15 protein-coding genes are annotated in these 14049 nt (G+C 64.2%); 1 reads left to right on the forward strand and 14 read right to left on the reverse strand.

The genetic code is table 11. From position 1 onward, the window contains the following. Positions 1 to 152 precede the first annotated feature (152 nt). Positions 153 to 905, forward strand: a complete 753-nt coding sequence (loiP, locus tag ACK3CV_RS20975; protein WP_033654702.1) for a metalloprotease LoiP — start codon at positions 153 to 155, stop codon at positions 903 to 905. Between the two features lie 41 nt (positions 906 to 946). On the opposite strand, the gene ACK3CV_RS20980 is transcribed toward loiP, so the two are convergent. From ACK3CV_RS20980 to ACK3CV_RS21045, 14 genes are all read right to left on the reverse strand, one after another. Then, a complete protein-coding gene (locus tag ACK3CV_RS20980) occupies positions 947 to 2587 on the reverse strand; it encodes a thiamine pyrophosphate-binding protein (protein WP_164141203.1) in 1641 nt (546 codons plus the stop codon). Between the two features lie 52 nt (positions 2588 to 2639). Further along, a complete protein-coding gene (locus ACK3CV_RS20985; RefSeq protein ID WP_164141202.1) occupies positions 2640 to 4109 on the reverse strand; it encodes an aldehyde dehydrogenase in 1470 nt (489 codons plus the stop codon). 16 nt (positions 4110 to 4125) lie between these two features. Further along, positions 4126 to 4920 carry an aspartate dehydrogenase gene (locus ACK3CV_RS20990; protein ID WP_033635893.1) on the reverse strand — a complete coding sequence of 265 codons (795 nt, stop codon included), beginning with the start codon at positions 4918 to 4920 and terminating at the stop codon, positions 4126 to 4128. 15 nt (positions 4921 to 4935) lie between these two features. Next, positions 4936 to 5730 (reverse strand): SDR family oxidoreductase, encoded by a 795-nt coding sequence (locus ACK3CV_RS20995; protein WP_049212892.1) that lies wholly within the window; start codon positions 5728 to 5730, stop codon positions 4936 to 4938. Continuing rightward, positions 5727 to 6545, reverse strand: coding sequence for an alpha/beta fold hydrolase (locus ACK3CV_RS21000; RefSeq protein WP_060427010.1), 819 nt, complete (start codon positions 6543 to 6545; stop codon positions 5727 to 5729). Before ACK3CV_RS21000 ends, ACK3CV_RS20995 begins: the two co-directional genes overlap by 4 nt. Continuing rightward, on the reverse strand, positions 6545 to 7069 hold the full coding sequence (locus ACK3CV_RS21005; RefSeq protein WP_004937634.1) for a cupin domain-containing protein: 525 nt from the start codon (positions 7067 to 7069) through the stop codon (positions 6545 to 6547). The genes ACK3CV_RS21000 and ACK3CV_RS21005 overlap by 1 nt, the downstream gene beginning before the upstream one ends. Positions 7070 to 7101: 32 nt before the next feature. Then, positions 7102 to 8358, reverse strand: a complete 1257-nt coding sequence (locus ACK3CV_RS21010) for an MFS transporter (RefSeq protein ID WP_033635897.1) — start codon at positions 8356 to 8358, stop codon at positions 7102 to 7104. 23 nt (positions 8359 to 8381) lie between these two features. After that, positions 8382 to 9593 (reverse strand): NAD(P)/FAD-dependent oxidoreductase, encoded by a 1212-nt coding sequence (locus ACK3CV_RS21015; RefSeq protein ID WP_060388217.1) that lies wholly within the window; start codon positions 9591 to 9593, stop codon positions 8382 to 8384. Next, the gene (locus ACK3CV_RS21020; RefSeq protein ID WP_049195187.1) at positions 9590 to 10531 is read right to left on the reverse strand and encodes a VOC family protein; all 942 of its coding nucleotides are present in this window, start codon (positions 10529 to 10531) and stop codon (positions 9590 to 9592) included. Before ACK3CV_RS21020 ends, ACK3CV_RS21015 begins: the two co-directional genes overlap by 4 nt. 109 nt (positions 10532 to 10640) lie before the next feature. After that, positions 10641 to 11435, reverse strand: a complete 795-nt coding sequence (locus ACK3CV_RS21025) for an IclR family transcriptional regulator (protein WP_164141200.1) — start codon at positions 11433 to 11435, stop codon at positions 10641 to 10643. Between the two features lie 37 nt (positions 11436 to 11472). After that, positions 11473 to 12228, reverse strand: a complete 756-nt coding sequence (locus tag ACK3CV_RS21030) for an SDR family oxidoreductase (RefSeq protein ID WP_164141198.1) — start codon at positions 12226 to 12228, stop codon at positions 11473 to 11475. Next, the gene (locus tag ACK3CV_RS21035; RefSeq protein WP_033635902.1) at positions 12225 to 13268 is read right to left on the reverse strand and encodes an aromatic ring-hydroxylating oxygenase subunit alpha; all 1044 of its coding nucleotides are present in this window, start codon (positions 13266 to 13268) and stop codon (positions 12225 to 12227) included. The genes ACK3CV_RS21030 and ACK3CV_RS21035 overlap by 4 nt, the downstream gene beginning before the upstream one ends. Before the next feature lie 20 nt (positions 13269 to 13288). After that, positions 13289 to 13597, reverse strand: coding sequence for a recombinase-like helix-turn-helix domain-containing protein (locus ACK3CV_RS21040; RefSeq protein WP_004937617.1), 309 nt, complete (start codon positions 13595 to 13597; stop codon positions 13289 to 13291). Between the two features lie 2 nt (positions 13598 to 13599). Further along, the gene (locus ACK3CV_RS21045) at positions 13600 to 13917 is read right to left on the reverse strand and encodes a non-heme iron oxygenase ferredoxin subunit (RefSeq protein ID WP_004937614.1); all 318 of its coding nucleotides are present in this window, start codon (positions 13915 to 13917) and stop codon (positions 13600 to 13602) included. Between the last annotated feature and the right edge of the window lie 132 nt (positions 13918 to 14049).

Here is a 14049-nt window from a genome sequence, read left to right on the forward strand (position 1 = left end):
GAGAGCGAGTTCACCACTTATTAGCACGATTGGACGCTTTTTCGGAATAACACTATTCTCGCCCCGGCTGGCGTACACTAGGCTCTTGCAACAAGATTTCCTCCAAGCAAAATGACTTTTTTACCTTGTTACCTTCACAGGAAGATGGCGTTATGAAGATCCGTACCTCTTTGATTGCGTTGGGCATTGCCACCCTGGCAACCGGCTGTCAAAACCTGAATACCGAAACCTTGATGCAGTCCGGCGCGCAGGCGTTCCAGGCGGCGACCCTGAGCAACAACGACGTTAAGGCCCTGAGTGATAAATCCTGCGCCGAGATGGACAGCAAGGCACAAATCGCGCCGGCCGACAGCACCTACGCCAAGCGTCTCAACAAAATCGCCGCGGCGCTGGGCGACAACATCAACGGCACCCCAGCCAACTACAAGGTCTACGTGACCAAAGACGTCAATGCCTGGGCGATGGCCAACGGCTGCATCCGCGTCTACAGCGGCCTGATGGACATGATGAACGACAACGAAGTCGAAGGCGTGCTGGGCCATGAAATGGGCCACGTGGCGCTGGGCCACACCCGCAAGGCGATGCAGGTGGCTTACGGCACCGTGGCGCTGCGCACCGCGGCGTCCTCCGCCGGCGGCGTCATCGGCTCGCTGTCGCAGTCGCAGCTGGCGGACATCGGCGAGAAGCTGGTCAGCGCCCAGTTCTCGCAGAAGCAGGAAAGCGAAGCGGATGATTACTCGTTCGATCTGCTGAAAAAGCGCGGCATCGATCCGAATGGCCTGGCCACCAGCTTCGAAAAACTGGCCCAGATGGAAGCCGGCCGTCAGAGCAGCATGTTCGACGATCACCCGTCTTCCCAAGCGCGCGCTCAGCACATTCGCGATCGCATCGCGGCAGAGAAATAACCACGAGAACGCCCGGCAATCGCCGGGCGTTTTTTATCGTCTCAATACAGCGTCTTCTGCGGCGGCCCGGCGAAGGTCAGCGGCCCGACCTGCTTCATGTCCACCTCGACCACCGACGGCCCCGGGTAGTTGATCGCCTCGGCCAGCACGCCGTTGAACTGCGACGCCGCGTCCACCTTCCAGGCTTTCAACCCCATCGCTTCGGCGATCTGGGTAAAGGCCGGCGTATGCAGCTCGTTGTAATACTGACGCCCGGCGAAGTACTTGTCTTGAATGCCGCGCATCACGCCATAACCGCCGTCGTTCATGATAATCAGGGTGATGTTCACCTGTTCCTGCGCCATGGTCGCCAGCTCGCCCAGGCCCAGCGCCAGACCACCGTCGCCCACCAGCCCCACCACCTTGCGCTGCGGGTTGGCGATCGCGGTGCCGATAGCCATCGGCAGCCCCATACCGATGGCGCCCGCCAGCGAGTGAATGTTGCACAGCGGCGAGATCGCCCGGAACAGCCGGCTGCCCCAGACGCTGCCGGAAACGGTGATATCGCGTACCAACAGCCCGTCCTGCGGCAGCGCGGCGTCGATGGCGTCGTTGAGTTTGGCGTATTCGCCGGACTGTTGGCGCAGCGCGCGCTCCGCCTGCTGCACCGCCCCCGCGATCTCGGCATCCCACTCGGCGTTGACCTTCTCGCCGGGGCTCAGCCGCGCCGCCAACGCCGACAGCAGCGCCGCACAGTCGCCGTTGATCTGTTCATCGGCCAGATAGTTGCGGTTGGCCGCCGCCGGATCGATGTCAATCTGCACCAGCGGACGCGGCAGCGGCAGCGTCCAGGTGCGGGTTTCATTACTGCGCAGGCGCGAACCGGCCACCAGCGTCAGATCGCACTGCGTCAGGATCGCTTCGATGCTCGGTGAGTTATGGAACGCCCGCAGGCTGCGCGGATGGCTGTCCGGCAGAATGCCACGCCCGTGGGTGCTGGAGATCACCGCCACGCCGGCGTCCGCCAGCTTGCGCACCGCGTCGCCGCAGGCCAAGGCACCGCCCCCCAACCACAGCAGCGGACGCTTGGCCTGTTTCAGCCGCTGATGCAGTCGCTCCACCGCCGCGGCGTCCGCCTGCGGCAGCGGCGCCGGCGCCAACGGCTTGGTCAGCACCGAACGGGAAACCAGGCTGCTTTGGATATCGATCGGGATCTCGACCGCCACCGGGCCGCAGGGCACGGTTTGCGCATCCAGGATCGCCCGCTGGATCACCGCCACCGCCTGCTCCGGCGAATTGACCCGATAAGCGCGCTTGGAGCAGGCGCGCAGGAAGCCGAGCTGATCGCGGGTTTCATGAATAAAACCGGCGTCGGCGTCCAGATAGGCTTTTTCCACCTGGCCGGTGATATGCAGCAGCGGCGTGTTGGCGTTGAGCGCCTCAATCATCGCCCCCACCGCGTTGCCGGCGCCGGCGCCGGTGCTGGTCAACGCCACGCCCAGGCCGGAGAAGCGCCCGTGCGCGTCGGCCATGGTGACCGCCCCCGCTTCGCCGCGCGCCGGCACGAAGCGAATTTTATCGCGCTGCCCCACCGCATCGGCGATCGGCAGATTATGAATCGAAATGATGCCGTACATCGCCGACACCGCGTACTGTTCCAGAGTCCGGGCTATCGCCTCGCCAACCGTGATTTTATCGCTCATCATCTGCCTTCTTAGGGTATTCGTTATTAGGGTTATGCGTAGAGGTGTCGGCCTAGTCGCTCCAGCGATTCACCTGATGGCTCAGCGCCAGATACACGCTTTTCTGCTGCATGTAGGCCTTGATGCCGTTCAGGCCTTTTTCGCGGCCCAGCCCGCTCTCCTTGAAGCCGCCGAACGGCGTGGAAATCGAGAACGTTTTGTAGGTGTTGACCCAGACGGTGCCGGTTTCCAGCCGCTCCGCCAGCGCCATCGCACGAGGGAAGTCGCGGCTCCAGATGCCAGCCGCCAGGCCGTACACCGAGTCGTTAGCCTGTTCAGTCAGCTGTTGCTCGTCGTCGAACGGCAGCGCCACCAGCACCGGGCCGAAGATCTCTTCCTGGCAAACGCGGGCGTCGTTGTTCAAGCCTTCGATAATGGTCGGCAGGTAATAGCTGCCGCTCGCCAGTAGCGGATCGGCCGGCGCTTCGCCGCCGATGATCACCCGGCCGCCCTCCTGCCGCGCCAGCGCCACGTAGTCCGCCACGCTTTGCCGATGTTTGGCGCTGATCAGCGGGCCGAGATGCACGCCCGGCACCAGCGGGTTGCCGATGCGCAGCCCCGCCGTCAGTTCGGTCAAACGCGCCAGCAGCGGCTGATACAGCGAACGATGCACGAACAGCCGCGAACCGGCGATGCACGCCTGGCCGGCGGAGCTGAAGATGCCGTAGCAGATGCCGCGCGCCGCCTGTTCCAGATCGGCGTCCTCCAGCACGATGGTCGGCGATTTGCCCCCCAGCTCCAGCGAAGTGGGGATCAGCTTCTCGGCGGCGATGTGCGCCAAATGGCGCCCGGTTCTGGTCCCGCCGGTAAAGGCGATCTTTTTCACCAGCGGATGGCGCGCCAACGCCTCGCCGATCACCGAACCTTTGCCTGGCAACACGCTGAGCAGCCCGGCCGGCAGGCCCGCCTGTTCGAACAGCTCGGCCAGCTTCAGCGCCATCAGCGGCGTGGCTTCGGCCGGTTTGAGCACCACCGCGTTGCCCGCCGCCAGCGCCGGCGCCACCTTCTGCATTTCGCTGGCGATCGGCGAGTTCCACGGCGTAATGGCGGCGATCACCCCCATCGGTTGGTACTGGCTGAGCGTCATCACCTCGGCGCTGCGCGGGGTCGGCAACTCGCCTTCCAACACCTCGCAGGCGGCGGCAAAGTAGCGCGCGGTCGCCGCCGCGCTGGCCACCAGCCCGCGGGTCTCGGCCAGCGGCTTGCCGTTGTCGCGGGTTTGCAGCTCGGCCAACTGCTCCTGCTGCGCCAGGATCAGGTTGCTGACGCGGTAGAGGATCGAGGCGCGTTGATGCGGCACCAGCCCGCGCCATTCCGGCGCGCGCCAGGCGCGCTCCGCCGCTTCCACCGCCTCGTTCACGTCCTCGACGTTGGCGGCGCGCAGCCGCGCGTTGACGCTGCCGTCGGCCGGGAATACCGAAGCCATCTCTTCGCCACGCCCTTCACGCCAGCGCCCGGCGACAAAAATATTCAATCGTTCCATGCTCCGCTCCTGCCGTTCAGGCAATAAAACCGCCGTCCACCAGACGGCGACAGGCTTGTACCGCGCTCAGCGCCGCCAGGGTTGATGTTTTGGGATTGCTCGCCAGCGGGGTGCCGCTCAGCTCGATGTGAAATTCGCCAAAGTCGCCGCATACCTGCAGACGATGGGTATTGCGCCGGGTGGCGGGATCGACCTGCAGGCGCACCCGGGTGGCGTCCATCCCCAGGCCGTTGAGCGCAATGGTGGCCGCCACGTTGGCATTGGCCGGGAACAAACGCGCCGCTTCGCGCGCCGAGCCTTCAAAAAATACCTGCGCTTCGCTCACCGCATCGAGGTCGATCAGCTGCTCCGCCGGGCTGCCGCGCCAGCTGGCCGGGCTTTTGCTGGCCTGATAAGTCACGCTCTCCAGCCCGCCTTCGCGCGCCGACGCCAGCCCATCCATCCCCGCCACCGCACCGGACAGCACGATTAGCTGCCCGTGATGGCGGCGGCAAACCTGCTGCAGCCGCTGTTGCAATGCGGCGTCCGCCAGCGCGCCGGTCGAGATCAGCGCCAGCGGCCAACCGCGCTGCAGCACCGCTTCGCCGAACTCCGCCACCGCCTGCTGGCTGGCGCACTCCAGCACCAGATCCGGCCGCTGCAAACACTGCTCGGGATGGGTCAGCGCCTGCACCCGCCCGCCAAAGGCCGCGGCGATCGCCGCATGATGAGCCGCGCGCGCCAGGATCCAGCCAACCTCCACGCCTTCCGGCAAACGGGCGATCACTTCCTTCGCCATCGCGCCGTAGCCAATCATCATGATCTTCTTCATCTTTATCGGCCCCTGCTACACATGGCGGTTAAAGCCGCCGGATACGTCCAGCGCCGCGCCGGTGGTAAAGGAAGCCAGCGGCGAAGCGAGGAACAGCAGCGCCTGCGCCGGCTCCTGCGGCTTGCCCAGGCGCTTCATCGGGATGCCGCGCCGTTCGGCGATCGCCGCCGTCCACTGCTCCCAGCTTTGATCTTTATCGCTGCGCTCGTCGAAACGGCGGCGCCATTGGCCCGACTCCACCATCCCCAGCAAGATCGAGTTAACGCGAATGCCTTTGCCCACCAGCTCTTTCGACAGCGTCAGTGTCATGTTGAGCAGCGCGGCGCGCGCCGCCGAGGTGGCGATCATGTGTTCTTCCGGCTGCAGCGCCAGCAGCGAGTTCACGCAGGTGATAGACGCGATCGCCGACCGTTCCAGCGCCGGTAAGAACGCCTGCACCGGGTTGATCACGCCGAACAGCTTCAGCTCGGCCTCATGCAGCCAGGCTTCGCGCGGCGTCTGGTCAAAATGGGCGACGAAGCCCTGACCGGCATTGTTGATCAGCAGATCCACGCCGCCGAAATGCGTCGTCACCTGAGCGGCGAACTGCGCCACCTGCTGCGCGTCCAGCACGTCGCAGCGCAGCGCCAGGATCTCCGCCTGCGGAAACTCCGCACGCAGGCTGGCCTCCGCGCCGGCCAGTTTGTCCGGATCGCGGCCGCAGAACGCCACCTTCGCCCCTTCGGCCAGCAGCAGCTTCAGGGTTTCGAAACCGATGCCCGACGAGCCGCCGGTCACCACCGCCACCCGGTTTTCAAGCTGAAAATTCATCGTTGGATTGCTCCCGTAAAGTCCCGCAGATAGCGGTTGAAACACGCCGGCGCGTCGAGGTAGCTGGCATGGCCGGCGGCGGCGATCAAACGCAGCGTCGCGTCCTGCTCACGCGCCAGCTCGGCCGCCTTCTCCGGCGGCGTAATGCGATCCTGTTCACCACACCACACCTCCAGCGGGCCGCGATAGCGCGCCAGATAGCGGCCGATATCGTCGTTGGCCAGCATCCAGGCGGCTCTCAGAAAGCCGTCGGGATCGAGCTGCTGCATGCCGTTGCGCACCCAGGCGATGTCCTGCGGATCCGCACCTTCACGCAGCAAGGCCGCCGCCCGCTGCTCGCCGTAGCCCACCGGCCCCAGCGTCTCTATCATCTGTTGGCGCTGGCCATAGACCTGCCGGCGTTTTTCCTCCGGTGCCGTGGCATAGCCCTGCGCCGGATCCGCCAACGCCAATCCGCATAACCCGTCCGGATAGCCGGCGGCATAGGCGCTGCCGATCAGCGCCCCCAGCGAATGGCCAACGATCAGCGGCTGCGCCAGCTGCAGCTCATCAATCAGCGCCGCCAACGCCGCCGCATAACCGGCGGCATCGGCCTGCGGATGCGCCAACGGCAGGCTGCCGCCGTAACCCGGCGCGTCCCACGCCAACAGACGGTGGCCATCCGTCAGGCCACTATCGTTGAGCTGCTTGATCCACGAGGCCGATCCGGAGCTGATGCCGTGCAGCAACACCACCGGCCGCCCCTGCCCGGCCTCGCGCCAGCTCAGGGTATACGCCCCGCAGCGTGCCCGTTGGCGTTGCGCCAGGCCGTTCATCAGTTGCGCTTCACTTTGGACAGCGGATGATCCGCCGGATAGGTCGGGATCTCCGGCTTGGCGGTGCCGAGCATCACGCACATCAGCGCTTCTTCCTCACCGTGGTTGAACAGGCCGCGATATACCCCCGCCGGCACCGAGATCAGATCGCGCTCTTTCAGCCTGGTTTCGTAATACTCTTCGCCGTCCTGAATCATCAGCGTGATGCTGCCTTTCAGCATGAAGAACACTTCCTCCACGTCGTCGTGCAGGTGCAGCGGCCCCTCGCACTTCGACGGCAGCACCATGGTGGAGAAGGTGAAATTGCCCGCCGGAATGGTGTTGGCGTCGCTGGCCACGCCGGTAGCGCCGGTACCGATGTAGCGCATCTGCGCGCGGCGGTATTTCGGGTCAAAGTCGGCCTGGAATTTCAGCGCGTTCCAGTCGTATTTACGGCCTTCGAAACGGGCGATGCGCGACTCCACCCAATTTTCCATCGACAGATCCTGCGGCTTGACGCCGGCTTTGTTCTCAACCTGAGACATGTTGTCACTCCTCTGTTGAATCGATTGATTAATCAGTACTTTCTCAGTAACGGCAGCAGAATGAGGCAGCCGACGAAAGCCATCACCACCAGGAACAGCAGGCCGTTATCCATATTGCCGGTGGCGGCGATCAACGCCCCCATCAGCACCGGCGCCAGCGCGCCGGCAAAATTGCCCAACCCGTTGAAGATGCCGCCGGCGGTAGCGCTGACCTTGCTGCTGGTCGCCTTCGCCAACAGCGCGAAAATATTCGGCGCGCCGGCGCCCCACATAAAGGTGCTGAAGGCCATGGCGGCGATTACGCTGTAGGTGCCCTGCAGGTGCAGCACCACCGCCAGACCGAGGCCGGCGCCGCACAGCGACAGGAAACAGGCCAGCGCGCGCCGATCCAGCTTGTCCGACAGCCAGGCGCCCAGCACTTCGCCGAGCAGCATGGCGATGAACGGCAGCGAAGAGAGGTAACCGGCATGCTCCAGATGAATGCCTTTCCCCTTGATCAGGTAGCTCGGCAACCAGCCGTTCATGCCCCACAGGTAGGTCAGGAAGGCGATGTTGAACAGGCAGATCATCCAAAAGTGCGGGCTGCGCAGCAGCTCGCGGCGATGCTGTTTGCGTTCGGACACCGCCGGCTTGGTCGCCGCCGCCGGGCGCGCGACGTTCAGGTGGCGCATGCCGAACAGCACCAGCAACATCACCGGCAGCGTCAGAAACGCCATAAAGAAGAAGGTGGCCTGCCAGTCGAAGGTATTGAGGATGTACAGGGTGACCGGGAAGCCAAGCGCGGCACCCAGCGGCGTGCCGAGCAGCCACAGCATGGTGGCGCGCGCCTGCAGCTGCGGCGGGAAGGCCTGACGAATAATGGCGTAGGCCATCGGCAGCAGCGGCCCTTCGGCGATGCCGAGCAGAATGCGCAGCGTCATCATGGCGTGATAGGAACGCGTCATCCCCATCAACACCATCAGCACGCCCCACACCACCATCATGCCAATCAATACCTTGACCGGATTAAGCCGATCGCCGATGCCGCTGAGCAGCATTGAGGAAATGCCGTAGGAGAACAGAAACGCGCTCATCAGCAAACCCAGCCGCGCCGGGTCAAACCCGATGCCCAACGCCTGCTGAAACTCACTATCGGAAAACAACGCCGCGATGCTGATCTTGTCGAAAAACGCCAGCAGCACGCAGGCGAACAGCGCGATCGGCACCGACCAGCGCACCCGCTGCTGCGGATTTTCGGCAACGGCTTCCCCCGCCCGTCCAGCGCGGGCGTCAATGTCTTGCGTAGTCATAAAACGCTCCCGAGGTTCGGGCGTTATTTCAACGCCATCAAAGAAAACTCCGCATCCGCCAGCTGCTGCGGATCCAGCACCCGGCCGCTCGCCAGCCAACGCTTGCCGAGCTTGATGGTGCGCGCATCGTTGAACGCCACCATCTGCACCAGCTGCCGATCGGCGTTCAGCGTGAAGAACACCTGCGACTGCGGCGTGCGGCGCACCACATGGTGCACGCCGCCGCTCGGCACGCCGAGGATCTGGATATTGGCGTCGTATTGATCCGACCAAAGCCAGGCCACGTCGTCATACGGTGCGGCGAAGGCGTCGAGCATCGCGCAGGCGGTGCTGATGGCCTGATTTTGCGCGTAGGCCCAGGACTGCAGGCACAGGCCGAGCGTCGGGTGGCGCGCCACGTCGCCGGCGGCGAAGATCGCCGGATGGCTGGTGCGCCCCTGGCCGTCGACCACGATGCCGGACTCGATCGCCAGCCCGGCGCTGCGCGCCAGTTCGAGATTCAGCTCGACGCCGATCCCCACCACCACCAAGTCGAAGGCCTGCGGATCGCTGACTTCGCTGCCGATCCAGGCGGCGCCATCGCGATCTTCCAACGAGATCTCGCCGCAGCCGCACAGCACCGTGACGCCCTGCTGACGATGCAGTTCGAGCAACGCCTGTGAAACGTCGGCGCCGACGCTGCGCATGCACAGCGCGGGCTGGCGTTCAAACACCGTCACCTTGGCGCCGAGACGGCGCGCGGAAGCGGCGATCTCAAGCCCGATCCAACCGCCGCCGACGATCGCCAGGCGCCCGCAACCCTGCAGGCCCTGCCGCAACCGAGCCGCATCGTCCCAGGAACGCAGCGTCATCACGCGCGGGTGCTGCGCCCAGGCGGCGCCCGGCAAACGCGGCCGACCGCCGGTGGCGATCAGCAACTGCTCGAACTGCAGCCGTTGCCCGTCGCTGAGCGTGACGATTTGCTGTTCTGCATCGATGGACTCGGCGCGCAGCGGGCGGCGCCAGTCGATATTCAGCTCCGCCACCGTCTGTTCGCTGAACAGCCGGCTGAGGGGAGCCGCGGCATCCAGCAGCGCCGCTTTCGACAGCGGCGGCCGCTCGTAAAAATCGTAGGGTTCGTCGCTGACCACCGTCAGCCGGCCGCTGTAACCGCGATCGCGCAGCGTCTTGGCCGCCCAGCCGCCGGCCTGGCCGCCGCCGACGATGACGATGCCCGCGTGTTCCGGCCGGTTCATAACGCCTCCGCCTTTTTATGCTGGCGGCGCGTGTCGTGATCGATGCCGCCCTCTACCGCCCATTCGGTGAAGGAGACCAACGAATGCTCCAGCTCGCGCGGCTGCCAGTTTTCCGTCAGATAATCGTCGTTGGTGTAGTACTCGAACGCCCCGCCGGTCGGGCTGTTGACGTACCAGAAATAAGCCGAGGAGATCGGGTGGCGGCCGGGGCCGATAAAGGTGCTCCACTTCTCCTTGTTCATGGCGATGCCGCCGCCGATCACTTCGTGGATATCGCGCACGGTGAACGCCACGTGGTTCAGGCCCCGCGGGCGGTTCGGCAGCTTCAGCAGGAACAGGTTATGGTGGCCGCCGCGCGCCTGGGTACGCAGGAAGACGGCGCGATCGATATAGCGATCGGAAACCTGGAAATCCAACAGCTCGCGATAGAAACGCTCGGTCGCCGCCAGATCCTCAACGAAGAACACCACGTGGCCAATGTTGATCGGCTGCGCCTGCGAATAGACCGGGCTGGGTTGATCGATGCGGCGCACGTCGCCCCATTGGTTGATCGGCGTGACCGGCACCTCGACCGCCTGCTGGCGGCTGACGACGAAGCGCAGCGTCATGCCGTTGGGATCGAGGCATTCCAGCTCTTCTCCCACCTGCCGGAAGCCGGGCATCAACGCCAAACGCGGCTGCAGGCGCGCCAGCTCGGCGGGCGAGGCCACGCCCCAGGTCATGCGGCGCAGGGTTGAACCGCCCTCAAACGCCGCAGGCAGCGCCGCGCTTTGCAACGGATGCAGGACGACACGCGCCCCGCTCAGGGTGGTGAATTCGCGCTGCGGTTCGCCCCAATGTTGCGTGGCGGGCTGCAGGCCGAAGTCTTGCATGAATTTTTCGCAGGTTGGCAGATCTTCGACGCCAAATTCCAGTTTTTCGATTCCGATTACGCTCATTGTTCAGCCTCACGTTCTCGCTGCATACGGTTTTCAGGCATGAGTCAACCCCGGCCCCTGTTTGCTACGGGCCTTATCCCTGCCTGAGTAAAAGAGTCGGTCCTGTCGGTTAGCCGACGTTGGCCTGCGGCGGCGCGCCGAGGAAGCCGGAAATTTTCTCCGCCGCGTCGCGTACTTCCATGCGCAGCCGCTCGCGATCCGCTTTCGGGATCTCATCGGACGGCACCATGATGCTGACCACCGCCTCGACCCGCTGCTCGCGGTTGAAGATCGGGTAGACGATCGAGGAGATGCCGTGGCGGAAGAACGATTCGCCGATCACATAGCCGCGCGCTTTGTCTTGCTGCACCATCTGCCACAGCGTTTCGCGATCCGCCGGGGTGCCCGGCGCATTGCCCGGCAGCTGCGCGTCCGGATAAAGTTGTTCGAACTCGCTGCGGGTGGCGCTGGTCAACAGCATGCGGCCGAGCGAGGTTTGGTGCACCGGCAAACGGGTGCCGACGCTGACCTGATTGATCTGCGAACCGGCTGCGCTGACGCGGGCGATGTAGATAACGTCGCGCCCGTCGCGGATCGCCAGATGGCTGCTGCACTGGCTGCGATCGCGCAGCTGCTCAATCACCGGCTGGCCGGCCTGCGCCACGTCCAGCGACGCGATGTATTCAAAGCCGAGGCGCAGCACCTTGATGCCAAGCGCAAAGGTGTTGGTGCGCGGATTGCGCTCCAAAAAGCCCAGGTGCTCAAGCGTCTGCACCACGCGGTAGGCGGTGGCCTTCGGCATATCGACCAGGCGATGCAACTCGGCGAAAGTCATTTCCTTATGCTGCTCGCCAAACGCCAGCAGCAGTTGCAACCCGCGCTCCAGTCCCGGGATCAGATACTTACATGCTTGCTCGTCCGCCATCTCTCGCTCCTGCGCTGTGCGCCGGCCCTGCGGGCCGTCAGTTGAATACGAAGCCGCCGTTGACCGGCAGCAGTTGGCCGGTGACGAAATCCGCCAGCGGCGACAGCAGATAAAGCACCGTACCGTTCACATCGTCCGGGTGCTGCGCCCCGGCCAGCGCGCGCCCCTGCTCGTACAGCTGATGACGCTCGGCGGGCACATACTCGGTGGCTTCCACCCGCGTCAGGCCCGGCGCGATGGCGTTGACGCAGATCCCCTGCGGGCCCAGCTCGCGCGCCATCGATCGGGTCATCGCGATCAGCGCGCCTTTGCTGGCGACATAGGCCATCAGGCGCGGCGCGCCCCACAGCGCAGTGTCCGACGCCACGTTGACGATCTTGGCGTGCGGGCTGCGCGCCAGCAGCGGCACCGCCGCCTGGCTCACCAGCCAAGTGCCGCGCAAGTTGACCTGCATCACCCGATCCCACAGATCGATATCGTATTCCATCATGGTTTTGCCGCCGACGCCGGTCGCCAGCGCCGCGTTGTTCACCAGGCCGTCGATTCCGCCGCCTGCGGCGATCTTCTCGAACGCCGAACGGATCGAATCCGGTGACGCCAGATCGATGGTCTGCGTTTCCACCTGAGCGCCCTGCTCACGCAGCGCGGCGCCGCTCGCCGCCAGCTCATCCGCCAGAATGTCGCACATCACCACCTGCGCGCCGGCGGCGGCGATGGCGGCAGCGAAGCTGTAACCCAGGCCGCGCGCCGCCCCGGTGACCACGATGCGTTTACCGTTCAGCAGGCCGTTCACTGCGCCGCCTCCCGCTCGCGCAGCGTCGCCAGCTGTTTCTGCGCCTCTTTTTGCATCAGGCGGCGCAGGCGCGAAAGGCCGACGTCGTGCTGGTACAGGTATTCGCGGCCGCGGGCGTTAGGCGCCATATTTTCAAGCACGATGCGATCCTGCTCGAGCACGTCCCAATGCAACGATTCCAGGCGGTTGCGGTACATGAAGCGCCACATGTCGCGCTGCCAGTCTTTGACCTTGCGGATGCGCCAGAAGAACACCCGGCAGTGATCCTTGTCTTCCGGCACCACCATGCCGATGATCCAGAAGTGACCGCCCGGCCCGAAGCGCTTTTTGTACGGGATCGACAGGCGCATCCAATACGCGCCGCTGTTGCCGAACTCTACCCAGTCGAAGTTGACGCCAATCTGGCCGTTTTTCTTGAAGATAAATCCGCTGTCGGTCGGCTCCAGCCCCATATCCGCCTTGCGGTCCCCTTCCGCCATCGAGTGCGAGGAGGAGTGCAGGTAGGTGCCGTGCATCGGATCCATCACGTTTTCCAGGGCGTATTGGTAGTTGCAGTTCCAGCTGGCGGTGCACAGGAAATTGCTGTACGACGCTTCGTCCGCCAGCTCTTGCGGGAAAGTCAGCGCCGCCGGCGCTTCATCCGCCGTCACGCCGAAATAGAGGAACACCGCGCCGTAGGCTTCTTTGGCCGGGTAAGACCGCAGGCATTTTTGCCCCACCAGTGGGCAACGATCCACCGCCGGCACGTCTTTCACCGTGCCGTCGCCGCCGACCTCCACCCCGTGATACCAGCAGGCGATGCGATCGCCGAGGTTCCACCCCATGGAAAGCCGCGCGCCGCGGTGCGGGCAGCGGTCTTCCAGCGCGTGGATCTGGCCTTCACCGTCACGCCACACCACGATTTGCTGCTCCAGACGGGTGATGCCGACCGGGTTGTTGCCCACTTCCCAGCTGGCCAGCACCGGATACCACATGCCGCGCAACCCCTGGTCAAGATAGTCCTGCAGGCTCTGTTCGGAGGATGTTGTGTTTGCTGTCATTGTCTTCTCCCGGATGTGGCTCAGAAACCGTTAACGTGAAGGAATTCGCGGAACGTCGCCTCATTCCACGGCTGGCCGCTGCGATCAAACAGGCGGCGCTGATTCAACGCGCTGACGATCTGCTCCAGCTCTTCCGCGCCCTGATCGAAGATCGTTTCCAGCGCCGCCACCAGGGCGGTTTCGAAACCGTCCGGCACCCGGGCGCGGTTTTGCCAGATGACATTGCGGAACTGGCCCGGCTGATGGATTTGACCGTTGCCGCCTTCGCGGGCCGGCGTCACCTGTTGGGTGTCCGGCAGCCAGGGATTGAAATCGGTGATGTGCTGCATGATTACTCCTCCGCGATAAAGGTGATCTGGATTTGGTTGTCGACCACCCGGGTGGGATAGGTTTGCAGATCGCGGCCGCCCGGCTCGCGCAGGCACTGGCCGGTGCGCACGTCAAACAGCGCTTCGTGCAGCGGGCACTCAACCTTGCCGTCGTCTACAAACCCCTGGCTGAGCAAGGCATAGGCATGCGGGCAGACGTCTTCCAGCGCGTAGTAGTTACCGTCGAGCAGGTATACCCCGATCTCTTTTCCTTCCACTTTGCCGGAAAAAGGAAAATCTTCTTTCACCTGAGACACTTCGCACACATTCTTCCAGCTCATTGCTTTTATCCTCTATCTGATTGTTTCATATATGAAACTCAGTTTCTTATTTAATACAGTCACTATAAGTGTGGCGAAACTTTCGTCAAGCGAGCGGAACGGCAAATGTTAATGAAAGGTTGTTTAAAAATG

This window comes from Serratia sp. TSO36, from assembly GCF_057808395.1.